The 16,696-nt window shown below is 38.1% G+C and carries 18 protein-coding genes; 14 read left to right on the top strand and 4 right to left on the bottom strand.

Translation table 11 applies throughout. From position 1 onward, the window contains the following. Positions 1-178 precede the first annotated feature (178 nt). Both IHV12_RS01215 and IHV12_RS01210 read left to right on the top strand, forming a co-directional pair. Positions 179-814 carry an SDR family oxidoreductase gene (locus tag IHV12_RS01215; RefSeq protein ID WP_197131761.1) on the top strand — a complete coding sequence of 212 codons (636 nt, stop codon included), beginning with the start codon at positions 179-181 and terminating at the stop codon, positions 812-814. 91 nt (positions 815-905) lie between these two features. After that, complete coding sequence (locus tag IHV12_RS01210) at positions 906-1,109, top strand: sporulation protein Cse60 (protein ID WP_197189615.1); 204 nt, start codon at positions 906-908, stop codon at positions 1,107-1,109. 57 nt (positions 1,110-1,166) lie between these two features. Here IHV12_RS01210 and IHV12_RS01205 read toward each other — a convergent pair whose 3' ends face one another. Beyond that, positions 1,167-2,429: an NAD(P)/FAD-dependent oxidoreductase gene (locus IHV12_RS01205; protein WP_197189614.1), complete on the bottom strand. Its 1,263-nt coding sequence runs from the start codon at positions 2,427-2,429 to the stop codon at positions 1,167-1,169. Positions 2,430-2,615: 186 nt separating this feature from the next. Between IHV12_RS01205 and IHV12_RS01200 the strand changes: the two genes are divergently transcribed. After that, positions 2,616-4,220, top strand: a complete 1,605-nt coding sequence (locus tag IHV12_RS01200) for a putative polysaccharide biosynthesis protein (protein WP_197189613.1) — start codon at positions 2,616-2,618, stop codon at positions 4,218-4,220. Between the two features lie 51 nt (positions 4,221-4,271). On the opposite strand, the gene IHV12_RS01195 is transcribed toward IHV12_RS01200, so the two are convergent. After that, a complete protein-coding gene (locus IHV12_RS01195) occupies positions 4,272-4,706 on the bottom strand; it encodes a DUF6884 domain-containing protein (RefSeq protein ID WP_197131752.1) in 435 nt (144 codons plus the stop codon). 102 nt (positions 4,707-4,808) lie between these two features. On the opposite strand from IHV12_RS01195, the gene IHV12_RS01190 reads away from it, so the two are divergent. Beyond that, positions 4,809-5,537: a pseudouridine synthase gene (locus tag IHV12_RS01190; RefSeq protein WP_197189612.1), complete on the top strand. Its 729-nt coding sequence runs from the start codon at positions 4,809-4,811 to the stop codon at positions 5,535-5,537. Between the two features lie 41 nt (positions 5,538-5,578). After that, positions 5,579-6,214 (top strand): PRC-barrel domain-containing protein, encoded by a 636-nt coding sequence (locus tag IHV12_RS01185; RefSeq protein ID WP_197189611.1) that lies wholly within the window; start codon positions 5,579-5,581, stop codon positions 6,212-6,214. Positions 6,215-6,295: 81 nt separating this feature from the next. Here the strand turns inward: IHV12_RS01185 and IHV12_RS01180 are convergent, their stop codons facing one another. Continuing rightward, complete coding sequence (locus IHV12_RS01180) at positions 6,296-6,514, bottom strand: DeoR family transcriptional regulator (protein ID WP_066243921.1); 219 nt, start codon at positions 6,512-6,514, stop codon at positions 6,296-6,298. A 61-nt stretch (positions 6,515-6,575) separates the two neighbouring features. Between IHV12_RS01180 and IHV12_RS01175 the strand changes: the two genes are divergently transcribed. The 4 genes from IHV12_RS01175 (at position 6,576) to IHV12_RS01160 (ending at position 10,609) form a co-directional block, all read left to right on the top strand. Continuing rightward, entirely contained in the window at positions 6,576-6,737 is a 162-nt protein-coding gene (locus IHV12_RS01175; RefSeq protein ID WP_197189610.1) for a hypothetical protein, read from the top strand. Between the two features lie 204 nt (positions 6,738-6,941). Then, on the top strand, positions 6,942-7,949 hold the full coding sequence (locus tag IHV12_RS01170; RefSeq protein WP_197189609.1) for an ion channel: 1,008 nt from the start codon (positions 6,942-6,944) through the stop codon (positions 7,947-7,949). A 51-nt stretch (positions 7,950-8,000) separates the two neighbouring features. Then, positions 8,001-9,407 (top strand): dipeptidase PepV, encoded by a 1,407-nt coding sequence (gene pepV / locus IHV12_RS01165; protein ID WP_197189608.1) that lies wholly within the window; start codon positions 8,001-8,003, stop codon positions 9,405-9,407. A gap of 20 nt (positions 9,408-9,427) precedes the next feature. Then, on the top strand, positions 9,428-10,609 hold the full coding sequence (locus IHV12_RS01160; RefSeq protein WP_197189607.1) for an MFS transporter: 1,182 nt from the start codon (positions 9,428-9,430) through the stop codon (positions 10,607-10,609). Between the two features lie 71 nt (positions 10,610-10,680). On the opposite strand, the gene cysK is transcribed toward IHV12_RS01160, so the two are convergent. Beyond that, positions 10,681-11,613 (bottom strand): cysteine synthase A, encoded by a 933-nt coding sequence (cysK, locus tag IHV12_RS01155; RefSeq protein ID WP_197131743.1) that lies wholly within the window; start codon positions 11,611-11,613, stop codon positions 10,681-10,683. Positions 11,614-11,724: 111 nt separating this feature from the next. Between cysK and thpR the strand changes: the two genes are divergently transcribed. The 5 genes from thpR (at position 11,725) to pulA (ending at position 16,586) form a co-directional block, all read left to right on the top strand. Continuing rightward, positions 11,725-12,282, top strand: coding sequence for an RNA 2',3'-cyclic phosphodiesterase (gene thpR / locus IHV12_RS01150; RefSeq protein WP_197189606.1), 558 nt, complete (start codon positions 11,725-11,727; stop codon positions 12,280-12,282). A 24-nt stretch (positions 12,283-12,306) separates the two neighbouring features. Continuing rightward, complete coding sequence (locus tag IHV12_RS01145) at positions 12,307-13,089, top strand: hypothetical protein (protein WP_197131738.1); 783 nt, start codon at positions 12,307-12,309, stop codon at positions 13,087-13,089. A 48-nt stretch (positions 13,090-13,137) separates the two neighbouring features. Then, positions 13,138-14,061 carry a diacylglycerol/lipid kinase family protein gene (locus IHV12_RS01140; RefSeq protein ID WP_197189605.1) on the top strand — a complete coding sequence of 308 codons (924 nt, stop codon included), beginning with the start codon at positions 13,138-13,140 and terminating at the stop codon, positions 14,059-14,061. Positions 14,062-14,086: 25 nt separating this feature from the next. Next, entirely contained in the window at positions 14,087-14,290 is a 204-nt protein-coding gene (locus IHV12_RS01135; RefSeq protein ID WP_197189604.1) for a hypothetical protein, read from the top strand. Positions 14,291-14,447: 157 nt separating this feature from the next. Beyond that, positions 14,448-16,586, top strand: a complete 2,139-nt coding sequence (gene pulA / locus IHV12_RS01130; protein ID WP_197189603.1) for a type I pullulanase — start codon at positions 14,448-14,450, stop codon at positions 16,584-16,586. Positions 16,587-16,696 lie beyond the last annotated feature (110 nt).

Here is a 16,696-nt window from a genome sequence, read left to right as displayed (position 1 = left end):
TGGATGAACGGTGTTTTGAGCTTTTTTTATTGGATTTCAGAACAAATCACAATTCTCAAATTGTACGTTCAGAACCTCCTGACCTACTTAAAATACTTCTATTACACAACCAAATGTTTTATATTCATCATTTCGTGAAACACTACATAAGTAGACAAATAGAAGGAGTGGATATGTAGTGAATGTATTAGTGATTGGAGCAAACGGTAATATTGGTAAAATGACATCTAACATACTAGCTGATCAAGAACACTCTGTAAAAGCGATGGTTAGAAAGAAAGAACAGCAAGATCATTTTCTGCATGAGAATATTACTGCCGTTCTAGGTGATTTGGAACAAGATTTTGAACATGTTTATGAAGGGATTGAAGCTGTCATATTCACAGCTGGTTCAGGTGGCCATACAGGACCAGAGAAAACAGATGCTGTAGATTATGAAGGAGCGGTAAAGTCCATACAATTAGCGCAAAAACATAAGGTGAAACAATTCATTCTAGTAAGTTCAGTTGGCGCAGACACTCCTGAAAAAGGACCAGAAGGACTTCAGCATTATTTAGAGGCAAAAGGAAAAGCTGATCAAGAACTGATAAACAGCTCCTTAAATTATACGATCTTACGTCCAGGTGCGCTGACAGATGATGATGGAATGGGATTGATTCAAGCCAAAGAAAAACTGAACGAGCGCGGTTCTATACCTCGAGCAGATGTAGCAAGAACACTTGCAGCCTGCCTCGGAAATGAAAAAGTTAACCACAAAGTCTTTGAATTGATTGAAGGAGAAGTACCTATTCAAACTGCTCTTGAAAATCTGTAAAAGACAAAACTAGTCAAAACCTAACAAAGGATAAGCATCTCCAGAGGCCGAAGAAATACCAAAACACTTGGCTGAAAGGGGATGCTTTTTTATGATTCAAGTGAAAATCTTTGATGAAGATCATGAAGAGGATTTAGAGGTCGCTATAAATGAGTTTTTGAGTACTGTTCCTCCTGAAAATATTGTGGATATTAACTATCAAATAGCCGTATGTGATAATGTGCACTCAGAGGACGATACGATGTTTTCTTTTTCAGCCATGATTATCTATAAAAAAATAGAATCACCTAAATAAGGAAGAGTGGCAACCGCTAAATGGGTTGCCACTCTTCCTATTTTTTAGGGCTCAAGCTTACCCCATTGCATGGTAAGCCGCGTTAGTTCCTGCAATGTTTCCTGTAACAAAGGCAACAGTAATATTATAACCGCCTGTGTATCCGTGCAGATCTAAGATTTCACCACAGAAGAATAAACCTTCTTGCTTCTTAGATGCCATCGTTTGAGGTGCGATCTCTTTAACTGATACGCCGCCTCCTGTAACGAAAGCTTTTTCAATAGATAAGGTGCCATTAACAGAAAAAGTGAAACTCTTCATTTGTGCAACAAGCTGACGAAGGGCTTGTTTGGAGACTTGATCCGCGATGGAGTCACCATCAATCTCAGCGCGTTCGATTAAAAAGTGAAGAAACTTTTCTGGAAGTAGTCCTTTAATTACATTTTTAAAGGCTTTTTTAGGATCAGCATCTATCTTTTTCTGTAGAGAAGTAAGCAGGGTCTCTTCATTTTCTTCAGGAAACGAATCGATTCTCATCTCGATAGATGGTACATCGAACTTTTTCAAGGCTTTGACTACATATTGACTGCACCGTAATGCTGCAGGTCCTGATACTCCAAAATGAGTAAAGATCATATCCATTTGATGGGCTTTAATCAACTTTCCTTTTGGATTCCATACTGAGAGTGCAACATTTCTTAACGAGATACCTTGTAAGGTCTTTTGTTTGATGAATGATTCATTTGAAGTGATGGGAACCTCTGTTGGATAGAGCTCTGTAATCGTGTGCCCCGCCTTTTTTGCCCATGCATAACCATCTCCTGTGGAACCCGTATGCGGAACTGATTTACCGCCTACAGCGATTACGATTGATTTAGTATGGATCACTTCTCCACTATGCAGAATGATTTCGTGGATATCATCACCATAATGAATCGTTTTTACAGGAGTGTTGGTTCGAATCGTAACTCCAAGCTGCTTTATTTTTTGCAGAAGAGCAGCAACCACATCAGTCGCCTTATTTGTAACAGGGAACATACGCCCATGGTCTTCTTCTTTCAAATGAATGCCTAGTCCTTCGAAGAATTGAATGATGTCTTCGTTGTTAAAAACGGAAAAGGCGCTGTATAAAAAACGGCCGTTACCTGGAATGTGTTTGATAATTTCTTCAACAGGCAGTCGGTTTGTGACGTTACAACGCCCGCCTCCAGAAATAGCAAGTTTACGACCTAGTTTTTCTCCTTTATCGATCAATAGTACGCGTGCACCATTCGTGGCAGCCCCTACACTAGCCATGAGGCCAGAAGGTCCACCGCCGATCACTATACAATCATAAATCATACGATCCCAACTTTCTAAATACGTTCAATAAAAATCATTTCATACAATAGCATAGCTTAATCAAAAAGACTATATGTTTTCATAATCCTTACTTTTTTGCAAAAAGTTAAAGTAGGTTACTTCCGCTTTTAATGTGATACAATATCAATAATGTTTTTTAGGATGATTAGTAGGAGCTGAAAATAGTTGTCTCGATTACTTCGTGGAACATTGATTTTATCCGCTGCGACCTTTTTCTCGAAATTTATCGGATTGATCTTTGTAATTCCATTTACAAATCTAGTAGAAGAACAAGGTATGGCTCTATACGGCTATGCTTATATTCCATATACCATATTACTTAGTATTTCCACAATGGGAGTTCCGCTTGCTGTTTCTAAATTTGTTTCTAAATATAATGCATTAGGAGATTATGCAGCAGGAAGAAAACTGTTGAAATCCGGTCTTCTAGTCATGACGCTGACAGGAACTCTAGCTTTTGTCATACTGTATATGTTAGCGCCTATACTTGCTCATCAGATCATTGATGAAAAAGGTGGACAAGGCAACACGATTGAAGATATTACTTTAGTTATTCGAATGGTAAGTACCGCTCTAATCGTAGTACCTTCTATGAGTTTGATTCGTGGATACTTCCAAGGCTTTCAATCTATGGGGCCAACAGCTGTGTCGCAAGTCGTTGAACAAATCGTTCGAATCGTGTTTATTCTTGTTGGAAGTTTCGTCGTAATCAACCTAATGAACGGGGAGATTACTACAGCTGTAGCGCTTTCTACATTTGCAGCTACACTAGGTGCAATCGCAGGCTTAGCCGTTCTTATCTGGTATTGGATAAAAAGAAAACCCCATCTGGACAAGATGTATAGAGAAAGTAAACCTGTTGCTGATATATCGTTAAGAGATATTTATAAAGAAACGATCAAATACGCAATACCGTTTGTAGCTGTTGGTCTAGCTATTCCGCTCTATCAGATGGTCGATCAGTTTACGATCGTTAACACGCTGAAAAAGATGGATTATACGTTAAAAGAAGCAGAATCTGTATTCGCCATCATCACACAGATCGCGCATAAGCTTGTTATGATCCCGGTATCATTAGCAACTGCTCTTGCACTAACCTTGATACCTGTGATAACGAAGTCTTTCACTCAAAACGATGATGAAATTCTTCATAAACAGATCACCCAAACGTTTCAGATGGTGCTGTTCTTAACGGCACCAGCAGCGATCGGGCTAACGGTTCTTGCATACCCGGCATATGGCGCACTCTTTGGGTTATCATCTATGGAAACTGGTGGCTATTATCTTCAATGGTACGCGCCGACTGGGTTATGGTTTGCGATGTTTACCGTTACGGCAGCAATACTACAAGGGCTTAATCAGCAACGTTATGCGTTTATCAGTTTATCAGCTGGTTTCCTAGCGAAACTGATTTTGAACAAGCCATTGCTATTGCTGTTCGGTGGGACTGGCTCTGTCATTGCCACAAACATCGGATATACACTTTCGATCTTGTTTAATCTGTATATCATTAAAAAATACAGCGGCTTCTCTTTTAAATGGGTATATCGAAGAACGGTTCTGATCACGTTATTTTGCGCAGCGATGGCAGTTACCGTCATGATTGTATCGGCACTTTTAGGTGAGACAGAGACAAGACTTGATACGATCATTAAATTAACGATCGGTATTCTTACTGGTGGAGCGGTGTATGTGTTCTTAAGTCACCGATCAGGACTATTAAAGATCATATTAGGAGATCGCATTCCTTTCTTGAAACGCAGAAAATAAGCATAAGAAAAAAGAAGGCTGATTATTGGCCTTCTTTTTCTGCGATAGTCTTTATTTACTCTGATGATTCTGTTCATCGTACCATTTAAGTTGATTACCGATACTGTAGCCTTCGAGCGGGACTTCAAATTGAAAACCTGCTCTTTCAAGCGCGGGCTGTAAAAATTCTCGGTATACCCAACCGCCATGAATATAAATCTTACATTGAGAAGGCTTGATGATTTGTTCCAGGTCTTGAATAACGTGATGGGCCCATTCCCGTTTTTCAGATGTCTTAAAATTTTTGATAGAAACATTATACGGTTCAATGTATTGGTCTTTCGTTAATAGTCCTTCTTTTGCACTAAAAAAGTAAAAATCATCATAATGATTTTGTGCGTATTGAACAGACTTAACGAATAAGGGACTTATGTATAAATCTATAGCTGCAGAAGGGGTAGACGCTTTTTTTCGTGCAGTTGCTAGAAGACCTATTTTCCTTTTCATTCCAATTCCTCCTATAGTACTAAATTACCCTGTTTCTTCAAAAATCAATCAATTTTTTACAATAATATAGGAAAAAAAGATCATTCAATCAGGAGGTTTCTTATGAGAATAGATAAATGGCTATCAAATACAGGCTATGGAAGCAGAAAAGAAGTAAAACAGTTACTAAAATCAGGTGCAGTTACGTTAAACGGTGAGGTGGTAAAGGATGCAAAAACTCAAGCGAACCCTGATCATGACAACGTGATGGTTCATGGAGAAGAAGCTGTTTATAAAGAGTTTATCTATCTGATGATGAACAAGCCCCAAGGAGTAATTTCAGCGACAGAAGACTCTAGGCATGAGACGGTGATTGATCTTCTTTATATGGAAGATCAGAATTTCGAGCCTTTCCCTGTTGGAAGATTAGACATTGATACAGAAGGATTATTAATTTTGACCAATGATGGTCAGTTGTCACATTCTTTGTTATCACCAAAAAAACATGTCCCTAAGACGTATTACGCCAAAATAAATGGATCAATTCCAGAAGGCGCGTTTGAAGATTTTAAAGAGGGAGTTATCTTAGATGATGGGTATAAAACAAAGCCTGCCTTTTTAAGAACCCTGACTAATGATGACAAAGAATCAGAGATAGAGTTAACCATCACTGAAGGGAAGTTTCATCAAGTGAAAAGAATGTTCGAGGCAATCGGCAGAAAGGTCATTTTCTTGAAGCGAATTCAGATGGGGCAACTCAAGCTTGATGAAACGCTTGAGTTAGGAATGTATAGAGAGCTTGCAGACGAAGAACTTTCCTTACTTTCTTTAAAAGAGGATGTTTTTGAATAATTTATAAGGGGTATCTTCCAATAAAAAGGAGATGTATACCAATGAAATTATCTGTAGAAAAGTTAATGGATGCTAAAGCCCAAAATCATACGATTTCAACGGAAGAAACAGAGCATAAGATCAACGACATTCTATTTAATATGTACGACCATCGCTTATGCTATTTTACGTACACCGTTGACAACGGAATCAATCAGCGTGAAGAGGTTCCCTCAGATAAACATATGGAAACAGTAGTTGCTGCCACTTCAGGCATCGGTACACAGCATACTCCGTTTACAGGAAGCTCTAACCTTGCTGCTAATCAGAACTATGGAAAAGAAACCTTTTTTATCCCTTGGCATCAAGTGAAAGAATTTGATGAAGATAAACTCGTGTTCTCCGGAAATGAATTACAAAGAGATGAACCAAAAGAGTGTTATTCTTATATGGCTATAAAAGATTGGACTGTCATTGATCAAGATGGTGAAAAAATTGGGAAGATAAAAGATTTGATCATTGATACAGATCGTCAGCAAGTTATTGGTTTTTCTCTTGCAGAAGGATTTTGGAAAAACTTATTCGGTCAGGATGATAAGTATATGCCTGTTTCAGGAAAGCCGAATTGGGAAAGCCGTGAATGGAACATTGAAAGAACTCCTGATCTGCTCTTAAAAGACAACAAGGATGAACTTTAATATTAACAAAAAAAGTCCCTGCTAAGAAATTAGCGGGGATTATTTAATGCAATATGCTTATCCGAAAATTTATTATATCTTTTAAGATACTTTTACTTTTTTTCCTGTTGTTTCCCACATACCTCGGGCAGGACTTGTTACTAAATTGTTATAAGAGAGGACGTTAAGATCTCTCTGGATGGTACGTTGCGTAGTTCCAAATTCTTCAACTAGTTCTCGTGTTGTTACAGTACCTTTCTTGCGAATAAACAAATACAGGGCTTTCACACGATTCAACATTCTGTCAGTTGAAGGACTCAAAAAACCACTCCTTGTTATTTAGATAGTTGTTAACACACTATATGATACCAGTCTAAAGTTAATGAAATATGAACGTTGTATTACATTCTTTTTAATTCTTAAGACCCATCCTTTTTATAAAAAAAAGCGAAGAATCCGTATTGGTTCTTCGCTGCTTCAGCCATTAGATGTAGTAATAACGTTCAAAAAGATGTCTGTGCGGCTAGGCAGCAAAACCTCATAACGAACATATGATCCTAAATATAAAGATATGGAGGAAAATTGTTAGTTAACCAACACTACACCTCCCATTTGGCACCATTATACACTAAAATATTTATTTGTCAATACCCCATAATTCCTGAGAAAGCAAAACACTCTAACCATTTTAATGGGAATAAGGTACAATAATAGGGTTATAAAAAATTATTATGTTAGGAGCGATGAGGTGTATATTTTACAAAAACTGATGAATAGGCTTTTCGTTTTGAATAAGCTTGGAATTTTTTCATTTACCTTTTTTATCGTTATTTTTTCGTCAGTCGTTATGCATCTTCTAGAGCCAAAAACATTCCCTCACTGGTTTGACGCCTTGTGGTATGTAATGACAACTGTTACAACGGTCGGTTATGGTGATTACTATCCGGTATCCACAGCAGGAAGAATTTACGCGATCTTCATCTTTTTAATCGGCATCGGTATTGCTGGTCTGGCTATTGGGAAACTGGTAGAAGCATTAGGAGCTCATCGTAAACGAAAGGAGGAAGGAAGATTGACTTTTCAAGGTAAAAATCATTTCGTTATTATCGGATGGTCTGAGAAAGCAAAATATGCTGTTAGTGAAATCATCGAAACTCATCCAAACCTAGAAGTAGTTCTTATTGATAACCTGCCTGTTACACCGATTACACATCAGAGTGTGCATTACATTCAAGGTGACCCATCAATAGAAGGGACTCTCGTACAAGCAAATTTAAAGGAAGCCAAATCTGTACTTGTGTTTTCAGATGATTCGATTCATGATTCAGCACTCGCTGATGGTAAAACACTATTGATCGTAACTTCTGTAGAACGTTTAACTCCTCACATACATAGTACGGTAGAGATCAAAAAAGAGGAACATATTAAAAACTTTAGGCATGCTAAAGTAGATGAGTTTGTTTTAAGTCATGAAACAGTTTCTCGTATGGCTGTACGGTCCGCCTTTTCTAAAGGTATTACGGAGATCTACACACAGCTTCTTTCTCATAAAGAAGGAGAGAACTTATTTGAGGTGCGAAAACGATCGGAATGGGTAACATACAAAGACGCTTTTGACAGTTTGTTGAAACAAGGTGCTACACTTATTGCGGACGGCAACGATCTATCGATAAACAAGAAGTTGGACCAACCAATTCGTGATGATGCACGTCTCTATATCATCTGCAGCAAAGATGTATACGAATCGATCATCTGATAGTGATCGAAAAGACAATCGTCAGAACAATTTAGAAAGGATGTAAGTGTGATGGATCAGGTCAATTGGAAAGAACAAGTTGAATTGAGAAAAAAACAGCTTATGGAGGATACAAAAGGGCTATTGCGCATTCCTAGTCTGCTCGATGAAGAGAATGTCAAAGAAGGAGCACCTTTTGGGCCAGAAATAGAAAAAGCTTTATCCTATATGTTAGACCTCGGAAAAGAAAGTGGAATGATTGTTAAGAATGTGGACGGATATGCCGGTCACATCGAGATTGGAAACGGAGAAGACATCGTAGGTGTTCTATGTCATGTTGACGTAGTACCTCCTGGTGATGGCTGGTCTGTAGAACCTTTTGGAGCAGAAGTGAAAGACGGAAAGATCTTCGCACGAGGTGCGATTGATGATAAAGGACCAACGATGGCAGCTTTTTATGGGATGAAAATCATTCAGGAACTCAAGCTTCCACTATCGAAAAAAGTCCGCATGATCATTGGTTGTGATGAAGAAAGCAACTGGCGATGTGTGAGACATTACTTTACGAAAGAAGAGATGCCAGCGATAGGTTTTGCACCCGATGCTGATTTTCCGATCATCTCTGCAGAAAAAGGAATCTTTGATGTGGAGTTTCGTCTAGATAACAATCAAAAGGAAGAAACAAGTGACCTTCATTTACTTTCTTTTACATCGGGTCAGCGTTTAAATATGGTTCCAGACTATGCAGAGGCTAAGATTCAAGCAAGCAACTTAGAGGAAATTCAACAATCGTTCGAAGCGTTTGGTGAGAAATCTGTAATAGAATACCAAGCTCAAATAGAAGGTGATGCTTTAATCCTGAAAGTTAAAGGGAAATCTGCACATGGAAGTACACCAGACATGGGTAAGAATGCTGGACTTATGCTTGGTGAATTCTTAAACACTCTTTCTTTCACTGGAAACGCTAAGTCATTTCTTCGCTTGTTGGACGAACTTACTGGCGAATTTACAGGTAATAAGCTAGATATTGCTGCAGAAGATGAGGCGAGCGGTAATCTAACGGTCAATGCTGGAATCCTTTCTTATGATCAAGTAGAAGGCGGAAAAGTAGGGTTAAATATACGCTATCCGGTTACACATGATAGCAAGAAGATCGAAAATACTTTATCAACAAGAGCGAAGACAGATGATTGGTCTATGAGAATTATTGAAAACAATCCACCTAACTATGTAGAAGAAAGTCACCCACTGATTCAAACCCTTCAAAAGGTTTATGAAGATCAAACGGGTAAAAAGGGTGAATTGATGGCTATTGGCGGTGGTACTTATGCACGGTCATTGGAGACAGGAGTTGCTTTTGGCGCGTTGTTCCCTGGACGAGAAGATGTGGCTCATCAAAAGGATGAACACATGTTTGTAGAGGATTTACTTCTCGCTTCTGCCATATACGCTCAAGCCATTTACGAACTAGCTAAATAGCATGTAAGAGAGGGTACATCATGAATAATTCTTTCGATAAAACCTCTATCAGTCTAAAAGGCTTTTATCTTTTAAGTTTTTTTGGTCTAGGGAGTTTATTTCCGTTATTGGGTGTTTATTTTAAAGATTCAGTAGGTCTCAGTGGGACAGAAATAGGCACATTAATGTCTATCAGTCCAGTCGTGATGATATTTGCTCAGCCTCTATGGGGTGTGGTTACAGATTATTCAAGGCGTCCAAGATCCGTGTTAGTTCTATCATTGCTGTTAACAGCTGGGTTAGGATATACCATCTATCTTTTCGAGTCCTATTTTTGGCTGATCGGGATACTTATCGCGTTTTCTTTTATGCAGAGTGCGTTAGTTCCTGTTTCAGACAGCATTCTTTTAAATTACGTACAAAAAGAGAACAAGCAGTATGGAAACTACAGACTTTTTGGGGCGATCGGATTTGCAGTAGCTGTATATATAGCAGGAAAGCTTTCAGATTCCATTGGAATTCAAGTGATTTTCTATATGTTTACCACTGTTCTTCTTCTTTGTATTTTATTTGTTTTCAAGATGCCGAAAGATAACCAATCGCTCCGTACAGATCTAAGGAAGGGGATTGGGCAGCTAGTCAGGATGCCTTCCTACCTCGTTTTTCTCGCTGCTACGTTCTTGGTGTTTGGTCCTATTTTTGCTAATAACTTTTACTTTGGATTTTATATTCAAGAAACAGGGGGAACTTTAGCAGGTGTGGGACTTGCTTTCTTGATCGCAGCTGGAAGTGAAGCTCCATTTATGAAGTTTGCTGGACTCACCATAAAAAGATGGGGAATGATGCATATTATGGTCTTTGCAGCGACGGTTTCTGCTGTTCGTTGGACCTTTTATTTTTTTGAACCCTCTTACCAAATCGTATTATTGACAACCATCGTACAAGGATTTTCAGTCGGGTTGTTCATCCCAGCAGCCATGGAATATGTGCGAGCTTATACACCAGTAGAAGTGAGAGCAACCGCAGTTTCTCTATACACAGCTGTAGGGAATGGCTTAGGCTCTTGGTTTTGTACGTTTGTAGGTGGTGTGATCTTTGATAAATACAGCATCTTTTACACGTACTTATTTTTTGGTGCTTTATCGTTCATAGGACTGGTAATGGTGTTAATCCTCACAAAGATGGAAGTGCAAGGTCGCATACTGATTCAAAGATCTCTATAAAAGATTAGCAACCCTCATGGCAACAATGTACAAAAGAAGCATCCCAATTCTGTTTGGGATGCTTTTGTCATTTATTCAAATTGAAACAGATCACTCGATAAATAACGTTCGCCTGAATCACACGTCATACAGATTACGACTTCACCTTTTTTGCGTTTTTCTGCAATTTTTAAAGCGGCATATACAGCTGCTCCTGATGATGGACCGACCAAGATCCCTTCTTCTGAAGCAAGACGTCTTGTGATCGTATACGCGTCTTCATCATTAACTTGAACAATCTCATCATAGACCTCTTGATTTAAGATTGGTGGGATGAAACCAGGACTTGTTCCTACTAATTTATGTTTCCCGGGCTTTCCTCCCGAAAGAACAGGAGACCCTTTTGGTTCTACAACATGAACAGTTAAATTCGGAAAAAATGTTTTAAGCTGTTCACCCGTACCTGTTATCGTTCCTCCTGTACCAGCGGGTGCGATAAAAGCAGTAAAGGGCTTGTTTAACTCTTCGATGGCTTCTTTAATCTCAATCGCTGTGCTTCCTCTGTGTGCATCAGGGTTTGAAGGGTTCTCAAATTGCATAGGCATATAGCTGTTTGGAATTTCCTCTGCAAGCTCTCTGGCTTTTTTTATCGCTCCAGGCATCTTTTCATCACCAGGAGTTAGCACCACTTTTGCTCCATATGCTTTTAAAAGATTAATTCTTTCTTCTGTCATCGTATCAGGCATCACAATAATGGAAGAATAACCTCTAGCGGCCGCATTCATAGCGAGTCCGATTCCTGTATTTCCTGAAGTAGGTTCGATAATAGTAGAGCCTTCTTTTAAGAGACCTTTTTGTTCTGCATCAACGATCATATTATAGGCAGCGCGGTCTTTAAGGCTTCGACTAGGGTTGTAATACTCTAGCTTCACATATACATCTGCTCCCTCTTGATGAGGAAGGCGGTTTAACTTTACGATAGGTGTATCACCGATTAATTCCGCGATATTTGTAACAACTCTCATAAACTGCACTCCTTTTTCTTGCTGATTCGATTATAACAAATAAGTCACGCGGGAAAAAAGCAGATGAATCCATGTATTCTTTGATAAAATAAATGAAGGTGTGTGAGAAGTATGCAAAGACATTATTTTTTGGCACTAAAGCTTCCTGATGAGACCAAAACAGAGCTTGCGAATATATGCAATCTTATAAGGAATGAACATCATTTTAAAACATGGGTACATCCTGATGACTTTCATATCACTTTAGCTTTTCTAGGTGCTGCTTCGTTAGAACAGCTTCAAAAACTGCAAGAATTACTTAACGAAAAAATGAGTATAACAGAGGGTGGTTTTTCACTACAAATAAACCAATTTGGCTTTTTCGGAAACGAACAACATCCAAGGATCTTTTGGGCAGGTGTTGAAGAAGAACACTGTTTATATACTCTGCAAAAACAAGTGGCTTATGTATGTGAAGAGGTAGGTTTTCAACTTGATAAAAGACCTTATGCCCCGCATATAACGCTTGCACGGAAACATATAGAGTCAGACTGTAATTCCCTGAATTCTCAGCAGTGGTGGAGACGATACGGTGAAAACATTCGATTCCAAGCTGATGAAGTGGTTATCTATGAAACACATATAGAGAAACAGCCCAAATACCATGTTTTACACTCTTATTCGATATAGAGTGATGAAAAGAAAGGAGTTCGAATGGCGCAGCTTGTAAAATTACTTGATTATGTATCAAGATACGAAAATAATTTGCATCATTATCAATCGTTATTTATGCGGATTAAAGAAAATCGCTGGAGGGCATTTCAACAACAATATGGAACAGAAAATCGTAAGAAATCTCATCAAGAATTTCGGGAAAAATTATTTCATCATCAGATGAACTGGGCCACTTCGACTGTAAAAGAGATTTCAAACTGGGATAATAAATACCTTCATGATGAAACACTAAAGTTACTCATTCAAGGAATTCCTGATAATTACTTTTTGTTCTATGAACCTGTCTTTCAAGTGAAGAATACAGGAGTGGAACTAAATATTATTTTGGTAGGACCCACAGAGGTTTGGCTGATCGTTTGGATGAATGGAGAAGGAATTTGGCAAGAAGCTGAAAATAAACGTTTCTGGAAAAATGTTCGAGATGAGCAGAAAGAAACCGTCTTGAGTCCATTTATTCGACTCGAACGCATGCAATCATTCGTTCGAGAAGCTTGGGAACCTTATCAAAAACAGCTGTCATTAAAAGCGTGTATTGTTGCACCGGATGCCTTTGTTGATTTTACGAGTGATTGGAGAAGAGTGAGCTATGTAGATAAACGCAATTTTAATGAATGGCATGCACTTCTTCAACAAAATCCGGCACCGATTAAAGGACTGCAATTAAAATTTGTGTCTGATCTCTTAAAATTAGGTGTAACGAATTCTCTATACAGAAAAGATCCTTTATCCAGTGAGTCTGAGTTTCATTTTGAAGGTATTTGAGAGATTTTGTCGAATTACTTTTAAAAACATAAATCGAGGACGCACTGAATGAAAAAATATTTCTTTATCATCAACGCAAACAACGCAAAAGCGATTCAATCATTTGATCAATTAAAAAATGTAATGGACAAGGAATCGATAAGCTACCGAACGTTTTATACAGAGTATAGCGGTCATGCCACAGAAATTGCGAAAAAGATTACATACATAAACAAAGATGATATTAAAGCTGTTATTGCAGTTGGTGGAGACGGTACGGTCCATGAAGTTTTAAATGGTATGAAAGAGAATCCTAGCATTCCTTTAGGGTTTATATCTGGAGGATCTGGCAATGATATCGTTCGAGTATTAACGAAAGAGGTTAAAGGGGTAAAAAAACAACTTCTATATCTTAAACGCAATCGAACGGTCAAGACTGACTCCGGAAGTATTCAGCTTTTAGGAAGAAGCAATAAGATCCAGTCTTTTATAAGTGCCGTTGGTATTGGTTTGGATGGAGAAGTCGCAAAGTTTACAAATGAAGCGACATACAAAAAGTATTTACATAAGCTGAAATTAGGTTCACTTGCCTATGTTTTTACATTGTTTAAGGTTTTAAAATTTTATGTACCAGATTCCATGGAAATCAGAATCGATGGACATGAACATCAGTTTAGCAATGTCTGGCTTGTAGCTGTTGGTAACATGCCCTATTATGGAGGGGGTATGAAAATTTGTCCTTCCGCAAAGTGTAATGATGGAGTTTTAGATGTTTGTATTGTGCATGATCTATCTCTATTCAAACTTTTATTGCTCTTTGTTTCTGTATTTTGGGGTGGTCATGTTAACGTACAAGGAGTTTCTCAGTTTAAAGGAAAAGAGATTGAAGTGATAACACGTAAATCAGTAGCCATTCATGCCGATGGTGAGTACAAAGGAACCACTCCGGTTCGTATTGAAGTTCAACCAGGTACGGTTTCAGTTAAAATATAATTTTTAAAACGAGTGGGGAATAAAAATGAAATGGACAGATTTTTTTAATATTGCTCTATTTGCCTTCCTTTGGGTTATGTTGATCGAAAAGAAGTCAGGTTTGAAGAAATGGATTTTAGATGTAACCAATGACCAGCTTATTCTTGGGATTGTTGTACCTGTCATCGTTTATGCGGCAATCGTTATTGCAGGGAGAATCATGAAGAATAAGTATTTAAATGCGGAGTGAAGATAAAAAACTTCTGTTAGTTATCTTCGCCAAATGCGTGAGGCCGCCTAAAGTAATCCTATCTTACTTTTAGGATAGGCCTCTTTTTCATAGATAGGAATAACAAATTCATTTTAAGTTCAATATGATGTAATAGCGATAAAAAGGGGTGAGGTCAATGAAAGTTGATCATATTTCAATGTCGGCATATATCGATGATTTTTCTATGATAACCATTGTAGTCTGTAACCCTTTTTCAATCATCCCATCACTTTCATTGGTAGATGATAAGAAGGTATTGCAGCCATTAACCATCGATAAACAAGAACATTATCATAATCAAGTGATCTACAAATGCAGAACGAGAACGCCCATTGATTTAAAAAACCGATATTGGGTCACATATAACGATACAAAGATCCCTTTAATGATCGGTAGCATTGTACGGACCGAAAAGTTCGATAGCCTCTATTATGATGACAGTAGTCTTGGAGCGAATTACACACCAGAGAGTACGACATTTAAAGTTTGGTCTCCTGTTGCCTTTGCAATGATACTTAAGTATAAAACCAAACATTCTAATACCTTTGTTGAACAAAACATGTCACGGTCTGAAAGAGGAGTGTGGCAAGCTACGTTAGACGGAAATCACCATCTTACAGAATATATGTTTGTCGTAAACGTAAATCATGAATGGATAGAAACAACAGATCCTTATTCGAGGTCGATTACTGCAAACGGAGTTCATTCGGTTGTCATCCATCTACCTGAGACAGATCCTGACGGATGGAATCGATCAGAAAAAAAGATAAACCTTCGTTCAAAAACAGACAGTATTATCTATGAAGTTCATATTCGGGATTTAACGATTCATTCTGATAGTGGTGTCTTAAATAAAGGAAAGTATTTAGGATTAACAGAACAAGGGACAAAAACATCCAATGGATTTCATACGGGATTGGAGTATATAAAAAGTCTTGGTGTTACTCATGTTCAGTTGTTGCCAGTAGCATACTTTGGAAGTGTTGATGAAACAAGGCCAGATTCAGCGTACAACTGGGGATATGATCCGGTTCATTTCTTCTCTCCTGAAGGATCGTATGCTACAAATCCTTATGACCCGATCTGTCGAATAAGAGAGCTAAAAACTTTGATTCAGACTCTTCAACATAATGGGCTCTCGATCATTTTAGATGTGGTTTACAACCACGTCTATAAACGTGAAGAATCATCACTTGAAAAGCTCGTTCCTGGCTATTATTTTCGTTATGACGATGGCGGAAACCCGGTTAATGGAACGGGTGTAGGAAATGATACAGCATCTGAAAGGAAAATGATGCGCAAGTTCATCTTAGATGCGCTAACTTTTTGGATGAGTGAATATAAAGTGGATGGATTTCGATTCGATCTGATGGGGATTCATGATGTTGAAACGATGAATCAGGCTGCAGAAAAGTTAAAATCTTTGAATCCTGGCGTGTTTTTACTTGGAGAAGGCTGGGATTTAAATACGAATTTAGAACCTGAAAGAAAAGCTTCTCTGTCATCTGCTAAGAAGATGCCATCCTATTCATTTTTTAATGATGCGTTTCGTGACCATGTTAAAGGAAGTATCTTTCCTAAGGGTCAAAGCGGGTTTATTAATGGTAATAATGATGAACGAATCAAACATCAGATGAGTCATGTGATGAAGGGTTATGCAGGTCAGCATGATAAATTTATTAAAGCTGAACAAAGCATTAATTATACAGAATGTCACGATAATCACACATTGTTCGATCTTTTGTACATTCGGCACCCCTTCGAAGATGAAGTAATGAGAAGGAAGAGACAACAGCTTGCTTTAGCGATTACGATCTTTGCACAAGGCGTTCCATTTATCCATGCGGGGCAAGAATGTTTTCGAACGAAAAAAGGTGAAGAGAACAGCTATAATCTTCCCGACACGATCAATGCGTTCGATTGGAACCTTGTTGAGTTCTTTCATAAAGAAGTTGATTATTTTAAACATCTGATAGGTATAAGGAAATCACAGCCTATTTTTCGTGATAACTCTGTTGAGCTTTTGGAATGGAATGTACCAGATGGATGTTTAGGATTTAAGTACCACCTTCCTATCACCGATATAAAAGATGGTGCTTCTTATTGGAGCAAAGCTTTATTGCTTTTCAACCAAACGACTAAACCGATAATCATCCCTTTAGAACAGCATAGATGGATGATAGCGATTGAAGATGAAAGATACGATAATGTAGTATTAAATGAGGATTCGTATAGATTAGAACCGTTATCTTTTTCTTTGCTTTATTCTGTTTAGAATTGTAAAGAATCAAGAATCAAGTGCTTTTCTTGATTTTTTGTGTTAAAATAATGACTTCGCAGTAATTTAATTCGATACGGAAAAGCTTTAATTTTTTGAATGAACAA

The sequence above is a fragment of the Fictibacillus sp. 7GRE50 genome (genome assembly GCF_015903875.1).
In the GTDB taxonomy this organism is placed as follows: domain Bacteria; phylum Bacillota; class Bacilli; order Bacillales; family Fictibacillaceae; genus Fictibacillus; species Fictibacillus phosphorivorans.
Note: the sequence above shows the minus strand (reverse complement) of the source record. Positions and strands in the feature narration are given on the sequence as shown.

What these genes read in the sequence shown, in the direction of transcription:
- IHV12_RS01210 (WP_197189615.1), top strand. Translation starts at nt 906, where the DNA reads ATGATTCAAGTGAAAATCTTTGATGAAGATCATGAAGAGGATTTAGAG.
- IHV12_RS01205 (WP_197189614.1), bottom strand. Translation starts at nt 2,429, where the DNA reads ATGATTTATGATTGTATAGTGATCGGCGGTGGACCTTCTGGCCTCATG.
- IHV12_RS01195 (WP_197131752.1), bottom strand. Translation starts at nt 4,706, where the DNA reads ATGAAAAGGAAAATAGGTCTTCTAGCAACTGCACGAAAAAAAGCGTCT.
- IHV12_RS01190 (WP_197189612.1), top strand. Translation starts at nt 4,809, where the DNA reads ATGAGAATAGATAAATGGCTATCAAATACAGGCTATGGAAGCAGAAAA.
- IHV12_RS01185 (WP_197189611.1), top strand. Translation starts at nt 5,579, where the DNA reads ATGAAATTATCTGTAGAAAAGTTAATGGATGCTAAAGCCCAAAATCAT.
- IHV12_RS01175 (WP_197189610.1), top strand. Translation starts at nt 6,576, where the DNA reads ATGAAATATGAACGTTGTATTACATTCTTTTTAATTCTTAAGACCCAT.
- pepV (WP_197189608.1), top strand. Translation starts at nt 8,001, where the DNA reads ATGGATCAGGTCAATTGGAAAGAACAAGTTGAATTGAGAAAAAAACAG.
- IHV12_RS01160 (WP_197189607.1), top strand. Translation starts at nt 9,428, where the DNA reads ATGAATAATTCTTTCGATAAAACCTCTATCAGTCTAAAAGGCTTTTAT.
- cysK (WP_197131743.1), bottom strand. Translation starts at nt 11,613, where the DNA reads ATGAGAGTTGTTACAAATATCGCGGAATTAATCGGTGATACACCTATC.
- thpR (WP_197189606.1), top strand. Translation starts at nt 11,725, where the DNA reads ATGCAAAGACATTATTTTTTGGCACTAAAGCTTCCTGATGAGACCAAA.
- IHV12_RS01145 (WP_197131738.1), top strand. Translation starts at nt 12,307, where the DNA reads ATGGCGCAGCTTGTAAAATTACTTGATTATGTATCAAGATACGAAAAT.
- IHV12_RS01140 (WP_197189605.1), top strand. Translation starts at nt 13,138, where the DNA reads ATGAAAAAATATTTCTTTATCATCAACGCAAACAACGCAAAAGCGATT.
- IHV12_RS01135 (WP_197189604.1), top strand. Translation starts at nt 14,087, where the DNA reads ATGAAATGGACAGATTTTTTTAATATTGCTCTATTTGCCTTCCTTTGG.
- pulA (WP_197189603.1), top strand. Translation starts at nt 14,448, where the DNA reads ATGAAAGTTGATCATATTTCAATGTCGGCATATATCGATGATTTTTCT.